Origin of the sequence: Pseudoroseicyclus sp. CXY001, from assembly GCF_041714655.1 — a bacterium.
Taxonomy (GTDB): Bacteria; Pseudomonadota; Alphaproteobacteria; order Rhodobacterales; family Rhodobacteraceae; genus Pseudoroseicyclus_A.
Window position 1 is genome coordinate 1,288,778 of sequence record NZ_CP168219.1, and the last position, 19,565, is coordinate 1,308,342.

The window sequence follows — 19,565 nt, forward strand, 5'->3', positions numbered from 1 at the left end:
ACTGAGAAAGATCACCTGACGAGCAAGACCGAGACCAAACGGAACAAGGCCCCAGGGGGCCGCAGTCGATGCCAAGCAAAGGGGACGACCATGCTGTCACGCCGCACTTTCCTCACCGCCGCAGCCGCGAGCGCCGCAATCCCGAGCTATGCCCGGATCGCGAGCGCCCAGACGCCGGCAAACATCGTGGTCATGGCCATGGCGATCGACGATGTCGTCAACGGGTTCGACCCGGCCGAGGCCTATGTGGGCACGGATTACGAGATCACCAGCAACGTCTACCGCATGCTGGTCACGCTCGATCCCGAGGATGGCACCCGCTACATCGGCGATCTGGCCGAGAGCTGGGAGATCTCCGAGGACGGCATGTCGATCCTCTTCACGCTGAAGGAAGGCGTGGTCTTTGAAAGCGGCAACCCGGTCACGGCCGAGGATGTGCGCTGGTCGATCTGGCGGCTGATGGCGCTGGGGCAGTACCCCGCCTCCGACTTCGCGCTGCTCGGCTGGAGCTTCGATGCGATCGACGAGATCATCGAGGCGCGCGACGAGCGGACCTTCGTGATCCACATGCCCGAGGTGCGCGCCCATGGCACGGTGCTCAACACGCTGGCCAGCCCGCGCGGCTGCGTCGTCGACAAGGCGACCGTGCTCGAGCACGAGGTCGACGGCGACCACGGCAACCAGTGGCTGCGCACCCATTCGGCGGGCGCCGGCTCCTACGTGCTGACAGAATGGCTGGCCGGCGACAGGATCATCCTCGACGCCAACCCGACCGCCGAGGTGCAGCCCAACGTGCCGCGCCTCTTGATCCGCAACGTCGCCGATCCGGCCACGCAGCTCCTGCTGCTCGAGCAGGACGACATCGACATCGCCCGCAACCTCGGCTCCGACCAGCTTCCCGCCGTGCGCGAGCAGAGCGATCTCGTCGAGGTCAGTGCGCTGACCACGGCGCAGATGAACCTCTGCATGAACCAGGCGAACGAGATCCTCAGCAATCCCAAGGTGATCGAGGCGCTGAAATGGGCGGTGGACGGCGAGGCCATCGCCAACAACATCACCCCCGGCATCTGGGACGTCTGGCAGGCGAGCTTCCTGCCGTCGAACGTGCGCGGCGCGGCGCCGAGCACCTTCTACAAGGACAGCGATCGCGCCCGCGCGCTGCTGGCCGAGGCGGGCTATCCCGACGGGTTCGACATCACGATGGACCATTTCTCGAGCTGGCCCTGGGCGAATATCGCGCAGGCCATCCAGTCGGACATGGCCGAGATCGGCGTGAACGTGCAGCTCATCGCCGCCGAAACCGGGCAGGTCATCACCAAGTATCGCGCCCGCGAGCACGAGCTGGTGCTGATCTACTGGGCCACGAACCTCTACGATCCCGACTACAACGCCCGCACCTGGTGCATCAACACCGACGACAGCGACGACAGCGAGCTGAAGACACAGGCCTGGCGCAACCACTTCATCGACGACGACATGGCCGCGCGTGCCGATGCCGCGGGCAAGGAGCTGGATGAAGACGTGCGCATGGAGATGTATGAGCAGCTGCAGATTGACTTCATGGACCGCGCGCCGGTCTCATGGCTGCTGCAACTGAGGGACATCGCCGTGCACAGGGAAGAAACGCCGGGGCTTCACATGGGCGGTCTGGCCTATCTCAACCGCTTTGCGGGCATCACCAAGTCATGAGCCTGATGGACGCGGCGCCAAAACGCTCCGCCCGGCCGGGGGCCGCAGGGCGCTGGGCCGCCCGGGGCCGTGGCGCCGCGTCCACGCTTCTGGGAGGGCTCGCCACGCTGTTCGGCCTGGCGATCCTGACCTTCATCATCGGGCGCACGATGCCGATCGACCCGGTGCTCGCCATCGTGGGCGACAAGGCGACGCCCGAGGTCGAGGCCCGCATCCGCGAGGCGCTGGGGCTCGACCGCTCCTTGCTGGTGCAGTTCTGGATCTACCTGCGCGACCTGCTGCAGGGCGATCTCGGCCGCTCGGTGATGACGGGCGATCCCGTCACGCAGGACATCATGCGCTTCTTCCCCGCCTCGCTCGAGCTGGCGACAAGCGCGATGGTCCTGGCATTGCTGTTCGGCATCCCGCTGGGGATCCTCGCCGCCGCGCATCAGAACTCGTTCTTCGACAATGCCATGCGGGTTATCGGCCTCCTCGGCTATTCCGTGCCGGTCTTCGTGCTGGCGCTGATCTGCCTGCTTGTCTTCTACGCCCAGCTCGGCATCGCCCCGGGCACCGGCGCGCAGGGCATCATCTATCAGGGCATGGTGCCGCATCGCACCGGCATGATCACCGTCGATGCCGCGCTCGACGGGCAATGGGGCGCGTTCTGGGACGCGCTCTCCTACCTGGCGATGCCGGCGATCCTGCTGGCGTTCATCACCCTCTCGATGATCGTGCGCATGACCCGCGCCTTCATGCTCGAGGCGCTGAGCGGCGAATACATCGTGACCGCCCGCGCCAAGGGCCTGTCTAAGACCCGCATCCTGTGGCGCCACGGGCTGGGCAATGTCGCCGGCCGGCTCTTCACCGTGCTGGCGGTGATCTACGCCAGCCTCCTGGAGGGCACCGTGCTGACCGAGACGGTGTTCTCGCGCCCCGGTCTGGGGCTCTATCTGACCCGATCGCTGCTCAATGCCGACATGAACGCCGTGCTGGGCGCGACGCTGGTGATCGGCGTCGTCTACGTGACGCTGAACCTGCTGGCGGATCTGGCGCAGCGCCTGCTCGACCCGCGCGCGAGGTGACGAGATGACCCATGCCGCCCCCCTGCAAGACGCCCCCGAAGGCCGCCGCGCCTGGCTGCTGAGCCAGACGCCGCAGAGCCGCCGCCAAGCCGCCTGGGGCAATGCCTATCGGCGCTGGCTGCAGTTTCGCGCCAATACTCTGGCGATGATCGGGCTCGTCACCGTGCTGGCGCTGATCCTTGCCGCGCTCTTCGCGCCGCTGCTGGCCACGCATGATCCGAGCGCGATCAATCTCGAAAACCGCCTGCAGCCCCCCTCGGCCGCCAACTGGCTGGGCACGGACGATCTCGGCCGCGACCTCTACAGCCGCGTGCTCCATGGCACGCAGGTGACGCTGGGCATGGTCGTGGCCGTGGTGGTGCTGGTGGCGCCCATCGGGCTTGCCGTCGGCGTCTTCGCCGGGTTCGTCGGCGGCTGGGTCGATACGCTTCTGATGCGCGTGACCGACGTGTTCATGGCCTTTCCCAAGCTCGTCTTGGCGCTGGCCTTCGTGGCCGCGCTGCAACCGGGGATCACCAGCGCGGTGATCGCCATCGCGCTCACCGCCTGGCCGCCGCTGGCACGGCTGGCGCGCGCCGAGACGCTGACCATCCGCGAGAGCGATTTCATCAATGCCGTCCGCCTGACGGGGGCTGGGCGCCTGCGCATCATCCTGCGGCATGTCGCGCCGCTCTGCCTGCCCTCGATGATCGTGCGCGTGGCGCTCGACATCTCGGGCATCATCCTCACGGCCGCGGGGCTCGGCTTTCTGGGCATGGGCGCGCAGCCCCCGATGCCCGAATGGGGCACGATGATCGCCTCGACCAGCGGGTTCATCCTGAGCCAGTGGTGGGTGCCGACCATCCCCGGCGTCGCGATCCTGCTGGCGTCGCTGGCGTTCAACCTTCTGGGCGACGGTCTGCGCGACGTGCTCGACCCCAAGCAGGAGTGAGACGATGAGCATCACCGTCAAGAACCTGCGCGTCAGCTTCGACACGCCGCATGGCGCGGTCGAGGCGGTGCGGGGCGTCAGCTTCACCATCGGGCGCGAGAAGGTCGGCATCGTGGGCGAGAGCGGCTCGGGCAAGTCACTCACCGCGCGCTCGATCCTGCAATTGCTGCCCTCACGGGCGCGGATGACCGCCGATGAGCTCAGCTTCGACGGGATCGACATTCTCGCCACGCGCGAGCGTGCCATGCGCCGCATCCGCGGCAAGCGCGCCGGGCTGATCCTGCAGGACCCCAAGCATTCGCTGAACCCAGTGATGACTGCCGGCGCCCAGATTGCCGAGAGCTGGCGCGCCCATCGCGGCGGCTCGCGCCGCGCGGCGATGGAGGCGGCCGAGAACCTCCTCGAGCAGGTGCAGATCCGCGAGCCGGGCCGCGTCGCGCGCGCCTATCCGCACGAATTGTCGGGCGGGATGGGCCAGCGCGTGATGATCGCCATGATGCTCGCGCCCGACCCGGAGTTCCTGATCGCCGACGAGCCGACCTCGGCGCTCGACGCCACGGTGCAGGCCGAGATCATGCGGCTCATCGACCAGATCGCCTCCGAGCGGGGCATGGGGCTTCTGCTGATCAGCCATGACCTGCCGCTGGTCTCGCATTTCTGCGACCGCGTGCTGGTGATGTATGCCGGCCGGGTGGTCGAGGAGCTGCGCGCCGGCGAGCTTGGCCAGGCGCGGCATGGCTATACGCGGGGGCTGCTGAGTTGCCTGCCGTCGCTGACCCACCCCACGGCGCGGCTCAATGTGATGCAAAGGGAGGCCTCATGGCTGGCGTGATGGTCGATGTGCAGGATCTGCGTGTGCACTTCGGCTCTGTCGAGGCCGTGCGGGGCGTCAGTTTCGAGGTCGCGCGCGGCTCGGCCTTCGGGCTGGTCGGCGAAAGCGGCTCGGGCAAGTCGAGCGTGCTGCGCGCGCTGGCCGGGCTCAACAGCGACTGGTCGGGCACCATGCGCGTGGACGGGGCGGATCTGACGCCCCGGCGCGAGCGCGCCTTCTTCCGCCGGCTGCAGATGGTGTTTCAGGACCCCTACGCCTCGCTCCATCCCCGCCAGACCATCGACCGCATCCTCAGCGAGCCGCTGATCGTGCATGGCTTCGACGAGATCGACAGGCGCATCGCCCGCGCGCTGGATGAGGTGTCGCTGCCGGCGGGGATGCGCTTTCGCTATCCGCACCAGCTCTCGGGCGGGCAGCGCCAGCGGGTGGCGATCGCCCGGGCGCTGATCTCGGAGCCCGAGGTGCTGCTGCTCGACGAGCCGACCTCGGCGCTCGATGTCTCGGTGCAGGCCGAGGTGCTCAACCTCCTTGCCGATCTGCGCGAGGCGCGGGGCCTGACCTACCTGATGGTGGGCCACAACCTCGCGGTGGTGACGCACCTTTGCCAGAGCCTCGCGGTCATGGTGAACGGCGAGATCGTCGAGACCGTTTCGTCCGACGACCTGCGCGCCGGCCGCGTGCAAAGCCCGCACACGGCGGCGCTGCGCGATCTGTCTCTCGATCTGGCCGAGGCGCATGGCGAGCCCGCCGGCGCAGAGCCGACCTTCGGTGCGGGACCGGGCGAGATCGCCCGGCGCGCGCTATGAGCCCCGCCGCCTCCTCTCCGCAAGCGCGGCCCGAGGCGCTCAGCGCCGTCCTCTCCGCCTGCCTCGAGGCGATGCGCGAGGCCAGCGACGATGCGGCGGTCCTGGGCTGCCTGGCCCGCGTCGAGGCGGGGCTCGCAGGCGCCACGGGCACGATCGCGCCGGAGCCGCAGAGCACGCCGACCGGCGCCTATCTCGCGGCGGCGCTCGCGCAGGCCCGGGACGGCGGCGGGGCGCTGGTGGCCCTCGCCGATGGGCTTTTGGCGCTCGATGCCTCGCTGACCTGGCGGATGCGCGGCGGCGCGGACCCCGCGCCGGAGGATCTGCCGGGCCGGATCGCCAATGCCATGGTCATCGGCCCCGGCGGGCTGGAGGCGCGGCGCGACGTGTGGCTCGGCGTGTCGCTGCTGCCGCCGGGCGCCGCTTATCCCGAGCATTCCCATGCGCCGGAGGAGGTCTACCTCTTCCTCACGCCGGGCCGCGCCCGGCACGGCGACGCGCCCTGGCAAGAGACCTCCCCCGGCAGCATGATGCACAACACGCCGCACATCACCCATGCGCTCGAGGCGGCGCCCGATGCGCCGATGCTGGCGGTCTGGGTGCTGCACGATCCCCGTCACGATACCCCTCATGATCCCGGCGATGCGGCGGGCTGAGAGCGGTCCGGCGGCTGGCGAAGACCCCGGCGAAGACCCCGGCAAAGACCATAGGGCAGGGCGCCCGGCAGCGCCCGCCCGGAAGACCAAGACACCCCCCGGAGCGAGACCATGAAAGACGAAAAATCCGTCGCCAGCGCCCGCCTCACGCTTGCCGAGCGTGCCGAGCTTCTGGTCATCGGCGCAGGGCCCGCCGGGCTGAGCGCCGCGATCACCGCCGCCGAGGCCGGCATGCAGGTGGTGCTGGTCGACGAGAACCCGGTGCCCTTCGAGGTCATGGGCGATGACGTGCCGCTGCATTTCGGCCAAGGCGCGTCGGGCGTGGCGCGCAATTCCGCCGCCATGCTCGAGGCGATCATCGAGAGCGAGCCGCTGATCGAGCGCGCCTTCGAGGCTGGCGTCGATCTGCGGCTCGGTGTGGCGGCCTGGGGGCTCTACGCCAACGGGCCCGAGATGCGCTGGCTGCCCGGCGCCGTGGCCGGGCTGACCGACGGGGCGCAGGGCTGGATGCTCGGCGCCGATCACGTGATCGTCGCCAGCGGGCGGCGCGACATGGGGCTGGCCTTCCCCGGCTGGGAGAGGCCCGGCGTCATGGGGGCCACCGCCGCCGTCACGCTGGCGCGGCGCTATCAGGCTCTGGCGCCCCGGCGCGTGGTGCTGATCGGCACGGGCGCCGAGGCGCTTCTGGCGGCGCGCGAGCTCATGGCCTGCGGTGTCGAGATCGCCGCCATCGTCGAGCAGGCGAGCGCCCCCGTCGGCCCGCCGGCGCTGGCGGCGGAGGTCGCGTCGCTCCTGTCCTCGACGGGCGGCGAGATGCTCTGCGGCCATGTCCCGCGCGGCGTGGCGGGCGGCGAGGCCGTGACCGGCCTGACCGCGGCGCCCGTCGCGGGCGGCGCGGTGCGCGAGATCGCCTGCGACGGCGTGATCCTCGGCGTCGGCGTGACGCCGGTGGTCGACCTCCTCGGCGCGATGGGCTGCGACCTGGCGTTTCAGGCCGAGCGCGGCGGCTACGCGCCGCTCCTCGGGCCGAGCGGGCGCACCAGCGTCGCCTCCGTGCATGCCGTCGGCGATTGCGCCGGGATCTGGCCGAAAAAATCCGCTGACCGCGCCATTGCCGAGGCCGAGGGTGCCCGCGCCGCCGCCGCGATCCTCACAGAGACCGGCCGCGCGGCGCCGAGCCTGCCCGAGCCCGAGCTGCCCGGCCCGCCGGCGCTGGATCTTTCGGCCTATCGCACCGCCTGGATGCGCGCCGCCGTCATCGACGCGCCCTGCGGCGCCCATGTCTGCCAATGCGAGGAGGTGACGGCCCGCGAGATCCTCGAGCTGCGCCCGCCGCGCTACCTCGGCTGGGCACCGCCTGAGGGCACGAATGACGAGCGCTCGCTCGCCCGGCTGCTGGGCGAGGGACCGCCCAACCCCGACCAGGTCAAGCGGCTCACCCGCGCCGGCATGGGCCCCTGCCAGGGCCGGCGCTGCCGCGAGCAGGTTGCGGCACTGCTGGCGCTGCAATCGGGCGAGACCCTCGCGCAGATCCCGCTGGCCGGCTACCGCGCCCCCGTCCGCCCGCTGCCGCTCGCTATCGCCGCGCAGATCCCCGAGGTCGAGGAGATGCGCGCCCATTGGGAGGTCTGGTTCGGCATCCCCTCGCAATGGCGCCCCTGGTGGGAGCACCCCGGGCACTACACCAGCGCCGGGCGCGAACGCGGCGCGCAGGTCAACAGCGAATGAGCACCCCCATGCAGATCAACGATCCAGACACCCCGCGCGGCGCCGATGTGGTCATCATCGGCGGTGGGGTCACCGGGCTGAGCGCCGGCTGGTGGCTGGCGCAATCGGGCGTCGACGTCATGGTGCTCGAGGCGGGGCTCGTCGCCTTCGGCGCCTCGGGGCGCAACGGCGGAGGATGCACTCATTTCCAGTCGCCGCTCTTCAAGGAAGAGCAGCGGCTCTGGCCGATGATGGACGAGCTCCTCGGCCACCCGACCGAATTCTGCCGGGGGCGGCTGCGCATCGCCACGGATGACGCGCAGATGGCGCTCTACGGGACCTCGCAGCCGACGATGCGCCGGCTCGGCTACGCCTGCGAACAGCTCGACGCCGCCCAGATCCGCGAGCTGGCGCCCCTGGCCGGCGACGCGGCCCATGGCGGCTATTTCTATGACGTCGGCGGCCACGCCAACCCGCATCGCACGGCGCAGGGCTATGCCTGGGCGCTGCAGGATCACGGCGGGCGCATCGCGCAGCATTGCCGGGTCACCGGTTTCGTCGTCGAGGGGGGCCAGGTGCGGGCCGTGCAGACCAGCCGCGGCGAGATCTCCTGCCAGAAGGTCGTGATCGCCGCCGGCCCGCAGACGGGCGCGCTTGCGGCCATGCTGGGCGCGAGCGTGCCGATGGTGACGGCGCGCGCCGAGATGATCGTGACCGAGCCCGCCCCGCTCATGCCCCTGACCGGCGTCGACGGAAACGGGCTCTACGGGCGCCAGACGCTGCGCGGCAACCTCGCCTATGGCGGCGGCATGCACGAATGGCTCGGCGATCCCGAACCGGGGGAGGCGCCGCGCCCCGGCCCGCCCTCCAGCCCGCTGATGGCGCATATCGGCCGGCGGCTGATGGAGATCCTGCCCAAGGCGGCGCATCTGCGCATCATCCGCTCCTGGGCCGGCAAGATCGAGAACACGCCCGACGGCGCCCCGGTGATCGACTGGCTGCCCGGCTGCGACAATGCGCTGGTGGCCACCATGTCGAGCGTCGGCTTCGGCCTGTCGCCGGCCAGCGGCCACGCGATCCGCGATCTGGTGATCGACGGGACCTGCAGCTTTGCCGACCTGTCGACCTTCCGCCTGGCGCGGTTCGACCGGCTCGAGCCCGACTGGCGCGAGATGCAGGGCTGGACCCCGCTCATTCAAGGCGCCGCCTGAGGCGCCCCCGCAGCTTCCACCAAGGCCGACCCATGACCAACACCTTGACCCTGCCGCCCCTCAGCGAGACCGATTTGCGCGAGCTGACGGCCTTTCGCCACGAGCTGCACCGCCATCCCGAGCTGTCGGGAGAGGAGGCGGCGACCGCCGAGCGCGTCTGCCAGATGCTGGCGCCGACCGCGCCCGATGAGGTGTTGACCGGCATGGGCGGCCACGGCGTCGCGGCGATCTTCGACAGCGGTGCGCCGGGTCCGACGATCCTCTTTCGCGCCGAACTCGATGCACTGCCGATCGAAGAGCTCGGCGAGGTCACGCATCGCTCGACCGTCACCGGCAAGGCGCATCTCTGCGGCCATGACGGGCATTCGACGATCCTCGTCGGGCTGGCGCGGGTCCTGTCCCGGGCCCGGCCGACCGCCGGCCGCGTGGTGCTGATGTTCCAGCCGGCCGAAGAGACCGGCGCCGGCGCCCGCGCCGTGGTGGCCGATCCGCGCTATGCAGAGATCAGGCCCGACTGGGCCTTTTCGCTGCACAACGCCCCCGACGTGCCCTTCGGCGCCTGCAAGCTGATCGCCGGCCCCGCCAATTGCGCCTCGCGCGGCATGTGGATGCGGCTGACGGGCAGCACGGCCCATGCCTCCAAGCCGACCGACGGCGTCTCGCCGATGCCGGCGATCAGCGAGCTGATGCCGGCGCTCCACGCGCTGGGCACCGGCGGCGAGCTGGCGCCGGGCTTTCGCATGGTCACGATCACCCACGCCTCGATGGGCGCCGCCAGCTACGGCGTCGCCCCCGGCGAGGCGCGCATCCTGGCCACCCTGCGCACGGTGCGGGACGAGGACATGGCCGCGCTGATGGATGAGGCCGAGACCCTCCTCGCCCGGGCCGCTGCCCGCCACGGGCTCGTGGCCGCGCATGGCTATGACGACGTGTTCCACGCCTCGGTGAACGATCCCGAGGCGACCGAAGTGCTCGCCGAGGCCATCGCCCGCGTCGGCATTGCCCGCACGGACAGGTCCGCCCTGTCGGTCGCCTCCGAAGACTTTGGAGAGTTCGCCCTCGCCGGCGCGAAGGGGGCGATGGTCTTCCTCGGCTCCGGCCCGGACTGGCCGGCGGTTCACACGCCGCGCTACGACTTTCGCGACGAGCTGATCGACCAGGGCGTGCGCCTGTTCAGCGCCACCCTGGCGGCCTGCCTGGAGCGGTCATGAGCGCCGATCCCATCTTCCCGTTCTCGATGGCGCAGAAGGCGCAGTTCGTCTCGTCGCTGCCCGAGGCAGCCGATGTGGTGATCGTGGGCGGCGGGATCATCGGCGTCTGCACGGCGCTCTACCTCGCGCGGGCCGGGCAGCAGGTGACGCTGGTCGAGAAGGGGCGCGTGGCGGGCGAGCAATCCTCGCGCAACTGGGGCTGGATCCGCACCCAGGGCCGCGACGCGGACGAGCTGCCGATCGCGCTCGAGGCGCGGCGGCTCTGGCGCGCGCTGGCCGAGGATTGCGGCGAAGACATCGGCCTGCGCCAGAGCCCGATCACCTATCTGGCGCGCAAGCCGCGCGAGCTGGCGGATTTCGAGGAGTTCGCCGCGTTGGCCAGCGAACACGGCATCGAGACAAAGCTGCGAGACGCCGCCGAGACGGCGCGGTTCATGCCGGGCATGTCGCGCCGCTTTCTCGGCGCGATCACGACCGAGAGCGACATGCGGGCCGAGCCATGGCTGGCCGTGCCGGCCCTCGCGCGGCTGGCCGCCCGCGAAGGCGCCACACTGGTGGAGGGCTGCGCCGCGCGCAAGATCGACATCTCGGCGGGCCGCGTCACGGGCCTCTGGACCGAGCAGGGGTTCATCCGGACAAGCGCCGTGCTCGTCGCCGGTGGCGCCTGGTCGTCGCTGTTCCTCAGGGCGCATGGCGTATCGATCCCGCAATTGACGGTGCAGGCGACCGCGGGCGCGACCGTGCCGCTCGACCTTGTGCACGACGGCGCCGCGACCGACGAGCACATCGCCTTTCGTCGCCGGCAGGATGGCGGCTACACGCTGGCGCCGGGCGGGCTGGCGCGGCTGCTCCTGGGGCCCGACGCGCTGCGCCACGCGCGGCGCTACCTGCCGGCGCTGCGGGCCAATCCCTTCGGCATCGGCTATGCCGCCGCCGCGCCCGGGGGCTATCCCGACGCCTGGCGGACGCCGCGCCAGTGGGAGGCCGATGCGGTCAGCCCGTTCGAGCGCATGCGCGTGCTCGACCCCGCTCCGCAGCCCGCGCGCCTCCGCGCCATGGCGGCGGGGTTCTCGCAGCTCTATCCGCAGCTCGGCCCGATCCGCTTCAAGCGAAGCTGGGCCGGGATGATCGACGCGATGCCCGATATCGTGCCCGTGGTCGACCATGTGGCCGCCATCCCCGGCCTGACGGTGGCGACGGGCATGAGCGCCCACGGCTTCGGCATCGGGCCCGGCTTCGGGCGCATCGTTGCCGACATGATCTGCGGCAGGCCGCCGGGGCACGACATGTCGCGCTTCCGCTTCTCGCGCTTCACCGACGGCTCGAAGCTGCGGCTGGGGCCCGCGCTCTGAGCCCCGCGGGGGCAGGTCATTCTCGATGTTGCACATATCAATTCTGATGTGGCGCCATATTGGACGTATCAATTTCCGCCCGGCATGATCCGCTCATCTTGGTGAGGGGGGATGGTCATGGGGCCGCTGGCGGGCATTCGCATTCTGGATATGACCTCCGTCCTGATGGGGCCGCTCGCGACGACGATCCTGGGAGATCTCGGCGCCGAGGTCATCAAGCTGGAGCCGCTGGCCGGCGATGTCATCCGCCGCGTCGGCCCCTCGCGCTCGGGCGAGATGGGCGGGCTGTTCCTCCACGCCAATCGCTCGAAACGCTCGATCGCGGTCGACCTCAAGCGCCCCGAGGGGCTGCAGATCGCGCTCGATCTTGCCGCCAGTGCCGACGTGCTCGTCTACAACATTCGCCCCGGCGCCATGACCCGGCTGGGGCTGGGATACGAGGCCGTAAAGGCCCGGCGGCCCGACATCCTTTATGTCGGCGCCTTCGGCTACGGGCAGGATGGCCCCTATGCGCAGGACCCGGCCTATGACGATCTGGTGCAGGGGCTCGCCGCGATCCCCACGCTGATCGCCGAGGCCTCGGGCGGCGAGCCGCGCTATGTGCCGGTGAACATCGCCGACCGGATGGTCGGGCTCTATGCCGGCAACGCCATCCTTGCGGGGCTGCTGCATCGGGCGAAGACGGGCGAGGGCCAGCGCATCGACGTGCCGATGTTCGAGACGATGGCGAGCCTCGTCCTCGGCGACCATCTGGGCGGGCTGAGCTTCGAGCCGCCGCTCGACGGCGGCGGCTATGCGCGGCTGATGACGGCTTCGCGCGCGCCCTTTCGCACGCGCGACGGCTGGCTGTGCTGCCTGCTCTACACCCCCGCGAACCGGCGCGACTTCGCCAACCTGCTCGGCTCCGTCGCCGGCGCCGAGGCGCCCGCGCGCGCCATCCGCGAGGGGGAGGGGCCGGCGGTCAACGCGGCCCTCGCCGAGGCGCTGGCGCTGCGGGACACGGCCGAGTGGCTGGCGCTGCTCGCGGGCACGGATATCCCCCACAAGCCGCTGCATTCCATCGCCTCTCTGCGGGCGGATCCGCATCTGGAGGCGGTGGGCTTCTTTAAGCGCGAGACCCATCCGAGCGAGGGCCCGGTGGTGACGATGAAGCCGCCCTCGAGCTGGAGCGTCACCGCGCCTGTGCCCCGGGGTCCCGCGCCCCGGCTCGGCGCCCAGAGCCGCGAGATCCTCGGCGAAATCTCGCGGTCGCCCGACGAGATCGAGGCGCTCTTCAAGGCAGGCGTGATCGGCGAGCCGCTGCAGGAGGCAAAGAGCGCTGCCGCCGACCGCTAGTCCGTCTTCCGGCGGTGCTCGGCGCGATAGAGCGCGCCTTGCTGCAGGAAGGCATGCACCAGCGGCGAGGGCTCCGACCGCCGCGAGGCCAGCGACAGGCTGGCGCGCACCTCGGCCCCGGCAAGCTGCAGGTAGCGCACGCCCGGAAGGCGCAGCACCTGGCAGCTCGCGGGCACGAGCGCCACGCCGAAGCCGATGCCGACGAGCGACAGGATCGTCACGAAATCGGCAGCCTGCCGCCCGAAGGTCGGGCTGAACCCGGCCGCCTCGCAGGCCTGCCGCGTGTATTGCGTGAAGCTCACGCCGGCGCCGTGGTGGGGGGTGAGAAAGCTCTCTCCCCGCAGATCGGCAAGGGCGACCGTCTCGCCTTCGGCGCGCGGGTGCCGTTCCGGCAGGGCGAGCACCAGCTCTTCGCGCAGGATCAGCGAGGCCCCCACGCCCAGCGGCATCTCGACCGGCGGGCGGATGAACCCGATGTCGAGCGTGCCCGCGGCGATCCGGGGGAGCTGCTCCTGCATTTCGAGCTCGTGCAGGTCGATCTCGACATCGGGATAGCTTTCGCGAAAGGCGGACAGGATGTCGATCAGCGCGCCGGTGTAGCTGGCCGAGCCGACATAGCCGACGGCGATGCGCCCCAGCTCGCCGCGCCCGGCCCGCTGCGCCTTGGCCAGCGCCGCGCCGGCATGGTCGAGCGCGGCGCGCGCCTCCTGCGAAAACAGCTCGCCCGCCGCCGTCAGCTTCACGTGGCGTTGGGTGCGATTGAAGAGCTGCGCGCCGACGATCTCTTCCAGCGCCTTGATCTGCTGCGACAGGTTCGGTTGCGCAATGCCGAGCTGCTCTGCGGCCCGGCCGAAATTGAGCTGCTCGGCCACCGCCAGAAAATAGCGCATGTGCCGAAGCTCGAGCAGATGCCGAGTGTTGCGTCGCCCGCCTGCCATCCCGTCCCCGTCCTTTGGCTGATTGATCCGTCGTGGTTATCAATTTTGCAGCCACTGTATATTGGACGAATGGGTTTTTGCCAGTCAGTCTTGCGTCGCAAGGGGCTCAGCCGGGCGCCGCCGGAAGCGCGCCGGACAAGCGATATGCAGGAGCGGGTCATGGAATTCGTCGAGACGGTCGAGCAGCTTCGCGCGCGCTACGGCGCGCCGGGCGAGGGGGCGGTGCGCAAGGTGCTGCCCATGATCGACGATCATTCCCGCGCCTTCCTGGCGCGCAGCCCCTTCGTGCTGATCGGCTCGCAATCGCCGGATGGCCGGGCGGATGTGACGCCGAAGGGCGATGCGCCCGGCTTCGTGAAGGTGCTCGACGCGCAGACGCTGGCGATCCCCGACCGGCCCGGCAACAGGCGGCTCGACACCTGGGAGAACATCATCGCCAACCCCTCGGTGGGGATGATCGCGCTCGTGCCCGGCATGCAGGAGACGCTGCGCATCAATGGCGAGGCGCGGCTGACCTTCGACGAGGGGCTCTGCGAGGAGCTCGGCATGAACGGGCGCCCGGCGCTGTCGGTGGCGGTGGTGAAGGTGCGCGAGGTCTTCATGCATTGCGCCAAGTGCTTCATCCGCTCGGGCCTGTGGAAGCCCGAGACCTGGCCCGACCGCAGCGAGCTGCCCACTTTGGGCGAGATCCTGCGCGACCAGATGGCGCTCGCCGAGAGTGCCGATGCGCTCGATGCGTCGCTGGCCGACAGCTACCGAAAGTCGCTCTGGTGAGCGGGGCGGGGGCGGCCGGCGCGCCCACGCCGGGGCAGGCGGCGGGTCCGACCCCGGGGCTCAACACCGTGCGCTTCGTCAGCGTGGATGCGATGATGCGGCTGGTGCATCACGTCGGCGTCGAGGCCTTCCTCATCGGGCTCGCCGAGCGGATCGAGGATGACTTCCGCCGCTGGGAGCAGTTCGACAAGTCGCCCCGGCTGGCGGCCCATGCGCCGAATGGCGTGGTCGAACTGATGCCGACGGCAGATGGCGAGCATTACGCGTTCAAATATGTGAACGGCCATCCGGGCAACGCCAGAATGGGCCGCCAGACCGTGACCGCCTTCGGCGTCTTGGCCGACATGGCGACGGGCTATCCGCTCATGCTGTCGGAAATGACGATCCTGACGGCGCTGCGCACGGCGGCGACCTCGGCGCTTGCGGCCAAACGCCTGGCGCGGGCGGATGCGCGGGTGATGGCGCTGATCGGCAACGGCGCGCAGTCGGAATTTCAGGCGCTGGCCTTCCGCGCGCTGATGGGGATCACCGAGCTGCGGCTCTACGACATCGACCCGTCGGCGACGGCGCGGTGCGCGGCGAACCTGCGGAAGGCCGGCTTTTCCGTGACCTATTGCAGCAGCGCCGAGGCCGCCGTGCTGGGCGCCGACATCGTCACCACCGCCACGGCCGACAAGGCGCATGCGACCATCCTGTCGGACAATCTCGTGGGCGAGGGGCAGCACATCAACGCAGTGGGCGGCGATTGCCCGGGCAAGACGGAGCTCGCCGAGGCGATCCTGCACCGCGCGTCGATCTTCGTGGAATATCCGCCGCAGACCCGCGTCGAGGGCGAAATCCAGGTGCTGCCGGCCGATCACGCGGTGACGGAGCTCTGGCAGGTGATCGCCGGCCAGGCCCCCGGGCGCCGCAGCGCCGCCGAGATCACGCTCTTCGACAGCGTCGGCTTCGCGGTGGAGGATTTCTCGGCGCTGCGCCATGTCTGGGCGCTTCTGCAGGGCGGGGACTTTAACGACGAGCTCGATCTTCTGGCCGACCCCGACGACCCGCGCGACCTCTATGGCATGCTGATGCGCGCCGCGCCGCAGGGGGCTGGCACATGAGCTCCGGGCGCAGCTTTGAGCAATGGCAGGTCGGCGACCGCATCGCGCATCAGATGCGCCGCACCGTGACCGAGACCGACAATCTGATGATCTCGGCGCTCACCCACAACCCGCAGCCGCTGCATCTGGATGCAGATTACGCGGCGGGCACGGAGTTCGGGCGGATCGTGGTCAATGGGCTCTTCACCTTCTCGCTGATGATCGGCCTGTCGGTTGGCGACACGACGCAGGGCACGCTGGTGGCCAACCTCGGTTATGATGCCGTGAGGATGCCGGCGCCGGTGTTCATCGGCGACACGCTTCGCGCCGAGACCGAGGTGGCGGAGCTCCGCCCCTCGCGCAGCCGGCCCGAGGCGGGGATCGTCACCTTCGCCCATGAGGCGTTCAACCAGCGCGGCGAGATCGTCTGCAGCTGCACGCGCTCGGCGCTCGTCCGGCGGGGGGCGTGATGGCTGGCGGCATGCGGCTGCGCTCGCTGCTCTTCGTCCCCGGCGACCGGCCGGAGAGGTTCGCCAAGGCGGCCGCGAGCGGCGCCGATGCGCTGATCCTCGATCTGGAGGATTCCGTCGCCCCGGGCCGCAAGAGCCAGGCGCGGCAGGCGGTGGCAGCGGCGCTTTCGGGGCCCCGCGATGTGCCGCTCCTTGTGCGGGTCAATCCGCTCGGCGGCGACGAGATCGGCGCCGACCTGCAGGCCATCGCCGGCGGCGGGGCCGATGGCGTTCTGCTGCCCAAATGCCAAGAGGCGGGCGATGTGGCCCGGCTGGTCGAGGCCCTGGGGCCCGGCGCCCCGCCCATCCTTCCCATCGCCACGGAAACACCGGCGGCGGTGTTTGCGCTCGGCGGCTACCACGCCGTTTCGGCGCATCTGCTCGGGCTGACCTGGGGGGTGGAGGACCTCTCTTCCGCCATCGGCGCCCGCGCCTCGCGGCTGGCGGGCGGCGTCCTGACCCCGCCGTTCGAGGCCTTGCGGGCGCTGGCGCTCTTCGGCGCACATGCCGCCGGCACCCCGGCCATCGAGACGGTCTATCCCGACATCGCCGATCTCGACGGGCTGGCGCGCATGGCCAGTGCGGCGCGGCGAGACGGGTTCGCCGGGATGATGGCGATCCATCCCGCTCAGGTCGCCGCGATCAACGCGGCCTTCTCCCCCTCGGAGGCCGAGCTGGACGAGGCGCGCGCCATCGTCGCGGCCTTTGCCGGGGCAGAGGGGCGCGGCGCCGTGCAGCTTGGCGGGCGGATGCTCGACCGGCCGCATCTGGCCGCCGCCGAGCGGCTGCTGGCCTCCGCTGAGGCGGAGAGGCCGGCGGGCTAGCCTCCGGCCCGGTCCCGCGGGGCCTGCGCCACGCCGACCGCGCGGGCGATCAGGGACGGCAGCACGCTGACATGCTCTTCGCCCGCAACCTCCTCTGCCGTCAGCGCCATGCGCCCCTCGGGCAGCGCCGCGAAGGTCTGCGCGAGCTCCGCGTAGAGGCGCCGCATCTCGGGCGTCTCCTCTCCGCCGACGCCGAGATGCACGCGGGGGCAGCCGCCGCCCTCCAGCGCCGCGCTCCAGCCGGCTGAATCGAGGCTCATGCCATCCACCCCGGGCCACCAGAGCGAGGGGCTGCCGATGATGTAGCTGGCGAAGATGCGCGGATGGTCCCGCAGTACCTGAAGCGCCAGCAACCCGCTCAGCGAGTGCCCGAAGAGCGCGCGGCGCGCCGGGTCGACCGGCCAGCGGGCCGCGATCAGCGGCAGGATCTCTTCCCTCAGCGCAGCGATGAACGCCGCCGCGCCGCCCGAGGCGGGCCAGGGCGCGCCGGACGAGCGGGCGAGCAGCGCCTGCGGATCGGCGGGCGGGGTGAAATCGCGAAAGCGGTCCGGCTTGGGAAAGGGCTCATCCCCCTCGTAGCCGAGAGCGACCAGCAGCGCGGGCTCGCGGCCAGGGCTGAAGCGGGCCTGCAGGCGAAGCGTTTCAGTGAAGGTCGCGAAGAGCGCGTTGCCATCGAGCGAGACGATCAGCGGCCAGCCCTCCGCCGGTGCAGGGCCCTCCGGCTCTGCGATCTGCAGGATATGCGCCTGGCCCGTCCGCGCGGAGGTCAGTCGCAGGCGCGTGGTGCCGGGGAAGACCGGCGCAAGCGTGTCGCAGGAGTCTGGGCGGGGGGTGTCCGGGGCCGTCATGCGCGGATCATCGCGGGGCCGGGCGGCACTTTCCAGACCATAGTTGTGATGGGGACGCGAAGCTCGCCCCGACGTGCCGCGTGCAGCGGAAGAGCCTCGCCGCTTGCCCCTGAAACTGCCCCCCCGGAACGCAAGAGGGCAGCCCCGGGGGCTGCCCTCGCGCTCTCTGCCCTCGGGCCTCAGAGCTTGATCTCGGTCCCCAGCACCTTCAGGCATTCCCGCATGAAGGCGGCGAGCGCCGTCCAGCCCTTGGCGGAAACCATGGTGCCGTCGACATAGGCCTCCTTGGGGTCCGCGTCGTAATAGGTGCCGCCGACGGCGACGACCTCGGGGGCGCAGGCGCCGAGGCCCGCGACGGTGCGGCCCTTGAGGACGCCCGGCACCGCCATCAGGATCTGCACGCCGTGGCAGATGGTGAAGATCGGCTTCCCGGTCTCGTGGAAGTGCCGCACGATGGCCTGGATGCGCGGATCGGTCCGGATGTATTCCGGGCCCCGGCCGCCGGCGCAGTAGACGGCGTCATAGCTGTCGAGCTCGGCCTCGGCCTCCGAGAAGGTCTTGTTGATCTCGGCGTTGTGGCCCGGCTTCTCGGTATAGGTCTGGTGCCCCTCGAAATCGTGGAGCGAGGTGGCGATCATCTCGCCGGCCTTCTTGTCGGGGCAGACGACATGGATCGTGTGGCCGACGGCCTCCATGCCCTGCTGGTAGACGTAGATCTCGTATTCCTCGGTGAATTCACCGCAAAGCATGAGGATCTTCTTGCCGCTCATCGGAGCCTCCTGTCGGGTCTGGTTGCGGCGCCCGGGAGAAGCCCCGGGCACCGCGTGCCGTTCTCAGAACGGGCTGTCGGGGAAGTAGAACTGGTCGGCGTTCTCCGGCGTGATCAGCGGAGCGTCGAGCAGGAAGGAGCCGCGCATCGGCGCCTGCCCGGTGAACTGGGCCAGCGTCATGTACATCGCCGAGGCGATCATCGACGGCGGGTAGGGGGTGGAGATCGGGGTCCGCTCGTCGCCCGCCTGCACCATCTCGATGACCTGCTTCATGCCGTTGCCGCCGAGCGCGAAGCGCACGTCGTCCCGACCCGCCTGGTCGACGGCCTCGAGCACGCCGAGAAGCATGTCGTCGTCATTCGCCCAGACCGCGTCGATGTTCGGATACCGCGCGAGGTAGTCCTGCATCAGCGTGAAGGCCTCGTCCTGGTTCCAGTTGGCATACTGGATGTCGAGGATCTCGATATTGGTCTCGTCGATGACCTGGGTGAAGCCCTCGATCCGCTCGTCGTCGATGACGGTCGGGATGCCGCGAAGCACCACGATCTGGCCCTCGCCGCCGAGCTGCTCGGCCAGCCAGGTGGCGGTGTTGGCGCCGACGGCGATGTTGTCGCCGGCGACATAGAGATCCTGGATCGCCGGATCCGTCAGGCCACGGTCGACGACCGTGATGAAGGTGCCGCCGTCGGCGACCTGCGCCACCGGGCCGGTCAGCTCTTCGGAGGTGAACGGCAGGATGACGAGCGCGTCGAGATCCTGCGTCGCCGTCAGGTCTTCGAGCGCCGAGACCTGCGCCGTGGCGGAGGAGGCGGTCGAGACGATGACGTCGACGTTCGGATAGGCGGCCTCGATTTCGGCCTCGGCGCGCTCGGCGTGATAGACCACGCCGCCCGTCCAGCCATGCGTGGCGGCCGGGATGGAGACGGCGATGGTGAAGTCGATGTCCTGCGCCTGCGCGGCACCGGACACGGCGACGCCGGCCAGGATCGCGGAGGATGCGAGCATCCGCATACGTGTCGTGATAGC

19 protein-coding genes are annotated in these 19,565 nt (G+C 70.5%); 15 read left to right on the plus strand and 4 right to left on the minus strand.

Annotated features, from left to right (window positions below):
- The first annotated feature begins 90 nt into the window (after positions 1–90).
- The 11 genes from ACAZ03_RS06355 to ACAZ03_RS06405 all read left to right on the plus strand — a co-directional run bounded on the left by ACAZ03_RS06355 (position 91) and on the right by ACAZ03_RS06405 (position 12,794).
- A complete protein-coding gene (locus tag ACAZ03_RS06355; RefSeq protein ID WP_373356573.1) occupies positions 91–1,689 on the plus strand; it encodes an ABC transporter substrate-binding protein in 1,599 nt (532 codons plus the stop codon).
- 5 nt (positions 1,690–1,694) lie between these two features.
- Entirely contained in the window at positions 1,695–2,756 is a 1,062-nt protein-coding gene (locus ACAZ03_RS06360) for an ABC transporter permease (protein ID WP_373357055.1), read from the plus strand.
- Positions 2,757–2,760: 4 nt separating this feature from the next.
- Positions 2,761–3,687 carry an ABC transporter permease gene (locus ACAZ03_RS06365; protein ID WP_373356574.1) on the plus strand — a complete coding sequence of 309 codons (927 nt, stop codon included), beginning with the start codon at positions 2,761–2,763 and terminating at the stop codon, positions 3,685–3,687.
- 4 nt (positions 3,688–3,691) lie between these two features.
- Entirely contained in the window at positions 3,692–4,519 is an 828-nt protein-coding gene (locus ACAZ03_RS06370; protein WP_373356575.1) for an ABC transporter ATP-binding protein, read from the plus strand.
- The gene (locus tag ACAZ03_RS06375) at positions 4,507–5,325 is read left to right on the plus strand and encodes an ABC transporter ATP-binding protein (RefSeq protein WP_373356576.1); all 819 of its coding nucleotides are present in this window, start codon (positions 4,507–4,509) and stop codon (positions 5,323–5,325) included. The genes ACAZ03_RS06370 and ACAZ03_RS06375 overlap by 13 nt, the downstream gene beginning before the upstream one ends.
- On the plus strand, positions 5,322–5,978 hold the full coding sequence (locus tag ACAZ03_RS06380; protein ID WP_373356577.1) for a dimethylsulfonioproprionate lyase family protein: 657 nt from the start codon (positions 5,322–5,324) through the stop codon (positions 5,976–5,978). Before ACAZ03_RS06375 ends, ACAZ03_RS06380 begins: the two co-directional genes overlap by 4 nt.
- Before the next feature lie 111 nt (positions 5,979–6,089).
- Positions 6,090–7,706, plus strand: coding sequence for an FAD-dependent oxidoreductase (locus tag ACAZ03_RS06385; RefSeq protein ID WP_373356578.1), 1,617 nt, complete (start codon positions 6,090–6,092; stop codon positions 7,704–7,706).
- 8 nt (positions 7,707–7,714) lie between these two features.
- A complete protein-coding gene (locus tag ACAZ03_RS06390; RefSeq protein ID WP_373356579.1) occupies positions 7,715–8,896 on the plus strand; it encodes an NAD(P)/FAD-dependent oxidoreductase in 1,182 nt (393 codons plus the stop codon).
- A gap of 32 nt (positions 8,897–8,928) precedes the next feature.
- Positions 8,929–10,107, plus strand: coding sequence for an amidohydrolase (locus ACAZ03_RS06395; protein ID WP_373356580.1), 1,179 nt, complete (start codon positions 8,929–8,931; stop codon positions 10,105–10,107).
- Positions 10,104–11,459: an NAD(P)/FAD-dependent oxidoreductase gene (locus ACAZ03_RS06400; protein ID WP_373356581.1), complete on the plus strand. Its 1,356-nt coding sequence runs from the start codon at positions 10,104–10,106 to the stop codon at positions 11,457–11,459. The genes ACAZ03_RS06395 and ACAZ03_RS06400 overlap by 4 nt, the downstream gene beginning before the upstream one ends.
- Before the next feature lie 117 nt (positions 11,460–11,576).
- The gene (locus ACAZ03_RS06405; protein ID WP_373356582.1) at positions 11,577–12,794 is read left to right on the plus strand and encodes a CaiB/BaiF CoA transferase family protein; all 1,218 of its coding nucleotides are present in this window, start codon (positions 11,577–11,579) and stop codon (positions 12,792–12,794) included.
- Here the strand turns inward: ACAZ03_RS06405 and ACAZ03_RS06410 are convergent.
- Positions 12,791–13,684 carry a LysR substrate-binding domain-containing protein gene (locus ACAZ03_RS06410; protein ID WP_373356583.1) on the minus strand — a complete coding sequence of 298 codons (894 nt, stop codon included), beginning with the start codon at positions 13,682–13,684 and terminating at the stop codon, positions 12,791–12,793. The genes ACAZ03_RS06405 and ACAZ03_RS06410 overlap by 4 nt on opposite strands.
- Positions 13,685–13,891: 207 nt before the next feature.
- Here ACAZ03_RS06410 and ACAZ03_RS06415 point away from each other — a divergent pair, with 207 nt between their 5' ends.
- The 4 genes from ACAZ03_RS06415 to ACAZ03_RS06430 all read left to right on the plus strand — a co-directional run bounded on the left by ACAZ03_RS06415 (position 13,892) and on the right by ACAZ03_RS06430 (position 16,921).
- Positions 13,892–14,506 (plus strand): pyridoxamine 5'-phosphate oxidase family protein, encoded by a 615-nt coding sequence (locus ACAZ03_RS06415; protein WP_373356584.1) that lies wholly within the window; start codon positions 13,892–13,894, stop codon positions 14,504–14,506.
- A gap of 68 nt (positions 14,507–14,574) precedes the next feature.
- A complete protein-coding gene (locus ACAZ03_RS06420; protein ID WP_373357056.1) occupies positions 14,575–15,609 on the plus strand; it encodes an ornithine cyclodeaminase in 1,035 nt (344 codons plus the stop codon).
- Entirely contained in the window at positions 15,606–16,058 is a 453-nt protein-coding gene (locus ACAZ03_RS06425) for a MaoC family dehydratase (protein WP_373356585.1), read from the plus strand. Before ACAZ03_RS06420 ends, ACAZ03_RS06425 begins: the two co-directional genes overlap by 4 nt.
- Complete coding sequence (locus ACAZ03_RS06430; protein WP_373356586.1) at positions 16,058–16,921, plus strand: CoA ester lyase; 864 nt, start codon at positions 16,058–16,060, stop codon at positions 16,919–16,921. Before ACAZ03_RS06425 ends, ACAZ03_RS06430 begins: the two co-directional genes overlap by 1 nt.
- Here the strand turns inward: ACAZ03_RS06430 and ACAZ03_RS06435 are convergent.
- The 3 genes from ACAZ03_RS06435 to ACAZ03_RS06445 form a co-directional block, all read right to left on the minus strand.
- A complete protein-coding gene (locus ACAZ03_RS06435) occupies positions 16,918–17,769 on the minus strand; it encodes an alpha/beta hydrolase (protein WP_373356587.1) in 852 nt (283 codons plus the stop codon). The two genes, ACAZ03_RS06430 and ACAZ03_RS06435, sit on opposite strands and share 4 nt — an antisense overlap.
- Positions 17,770–17,948: 179 nt before the next feature.
- Entirely contained in the window at positions 17,949–18,539 is a 591-nt protein-coding gene (locus ACAZ03_RS06440; RefSeq protein WP_373356588.1) for a DJ-1/PfpI family protein, read from the minus strand.
- A 63-nt stretch (positions 18,540–18,602) separates the two neighbouring features.
- Positions 18,603–19,544 carry a substrate-binding domain-containing protein gene (locus ACAZ03_RS06445; RefSeq protein ID WP_373356589.1) on the minus strand — a complete coding sequence of 314 codons (942 nt, stop codon included), beginning with the start codon at positions 19,542–19,544 and terminating at the stop codon, positions 18,603–18,605.
- Positions 19,545–19,565 lie beyond the last annotated feature (21 nt).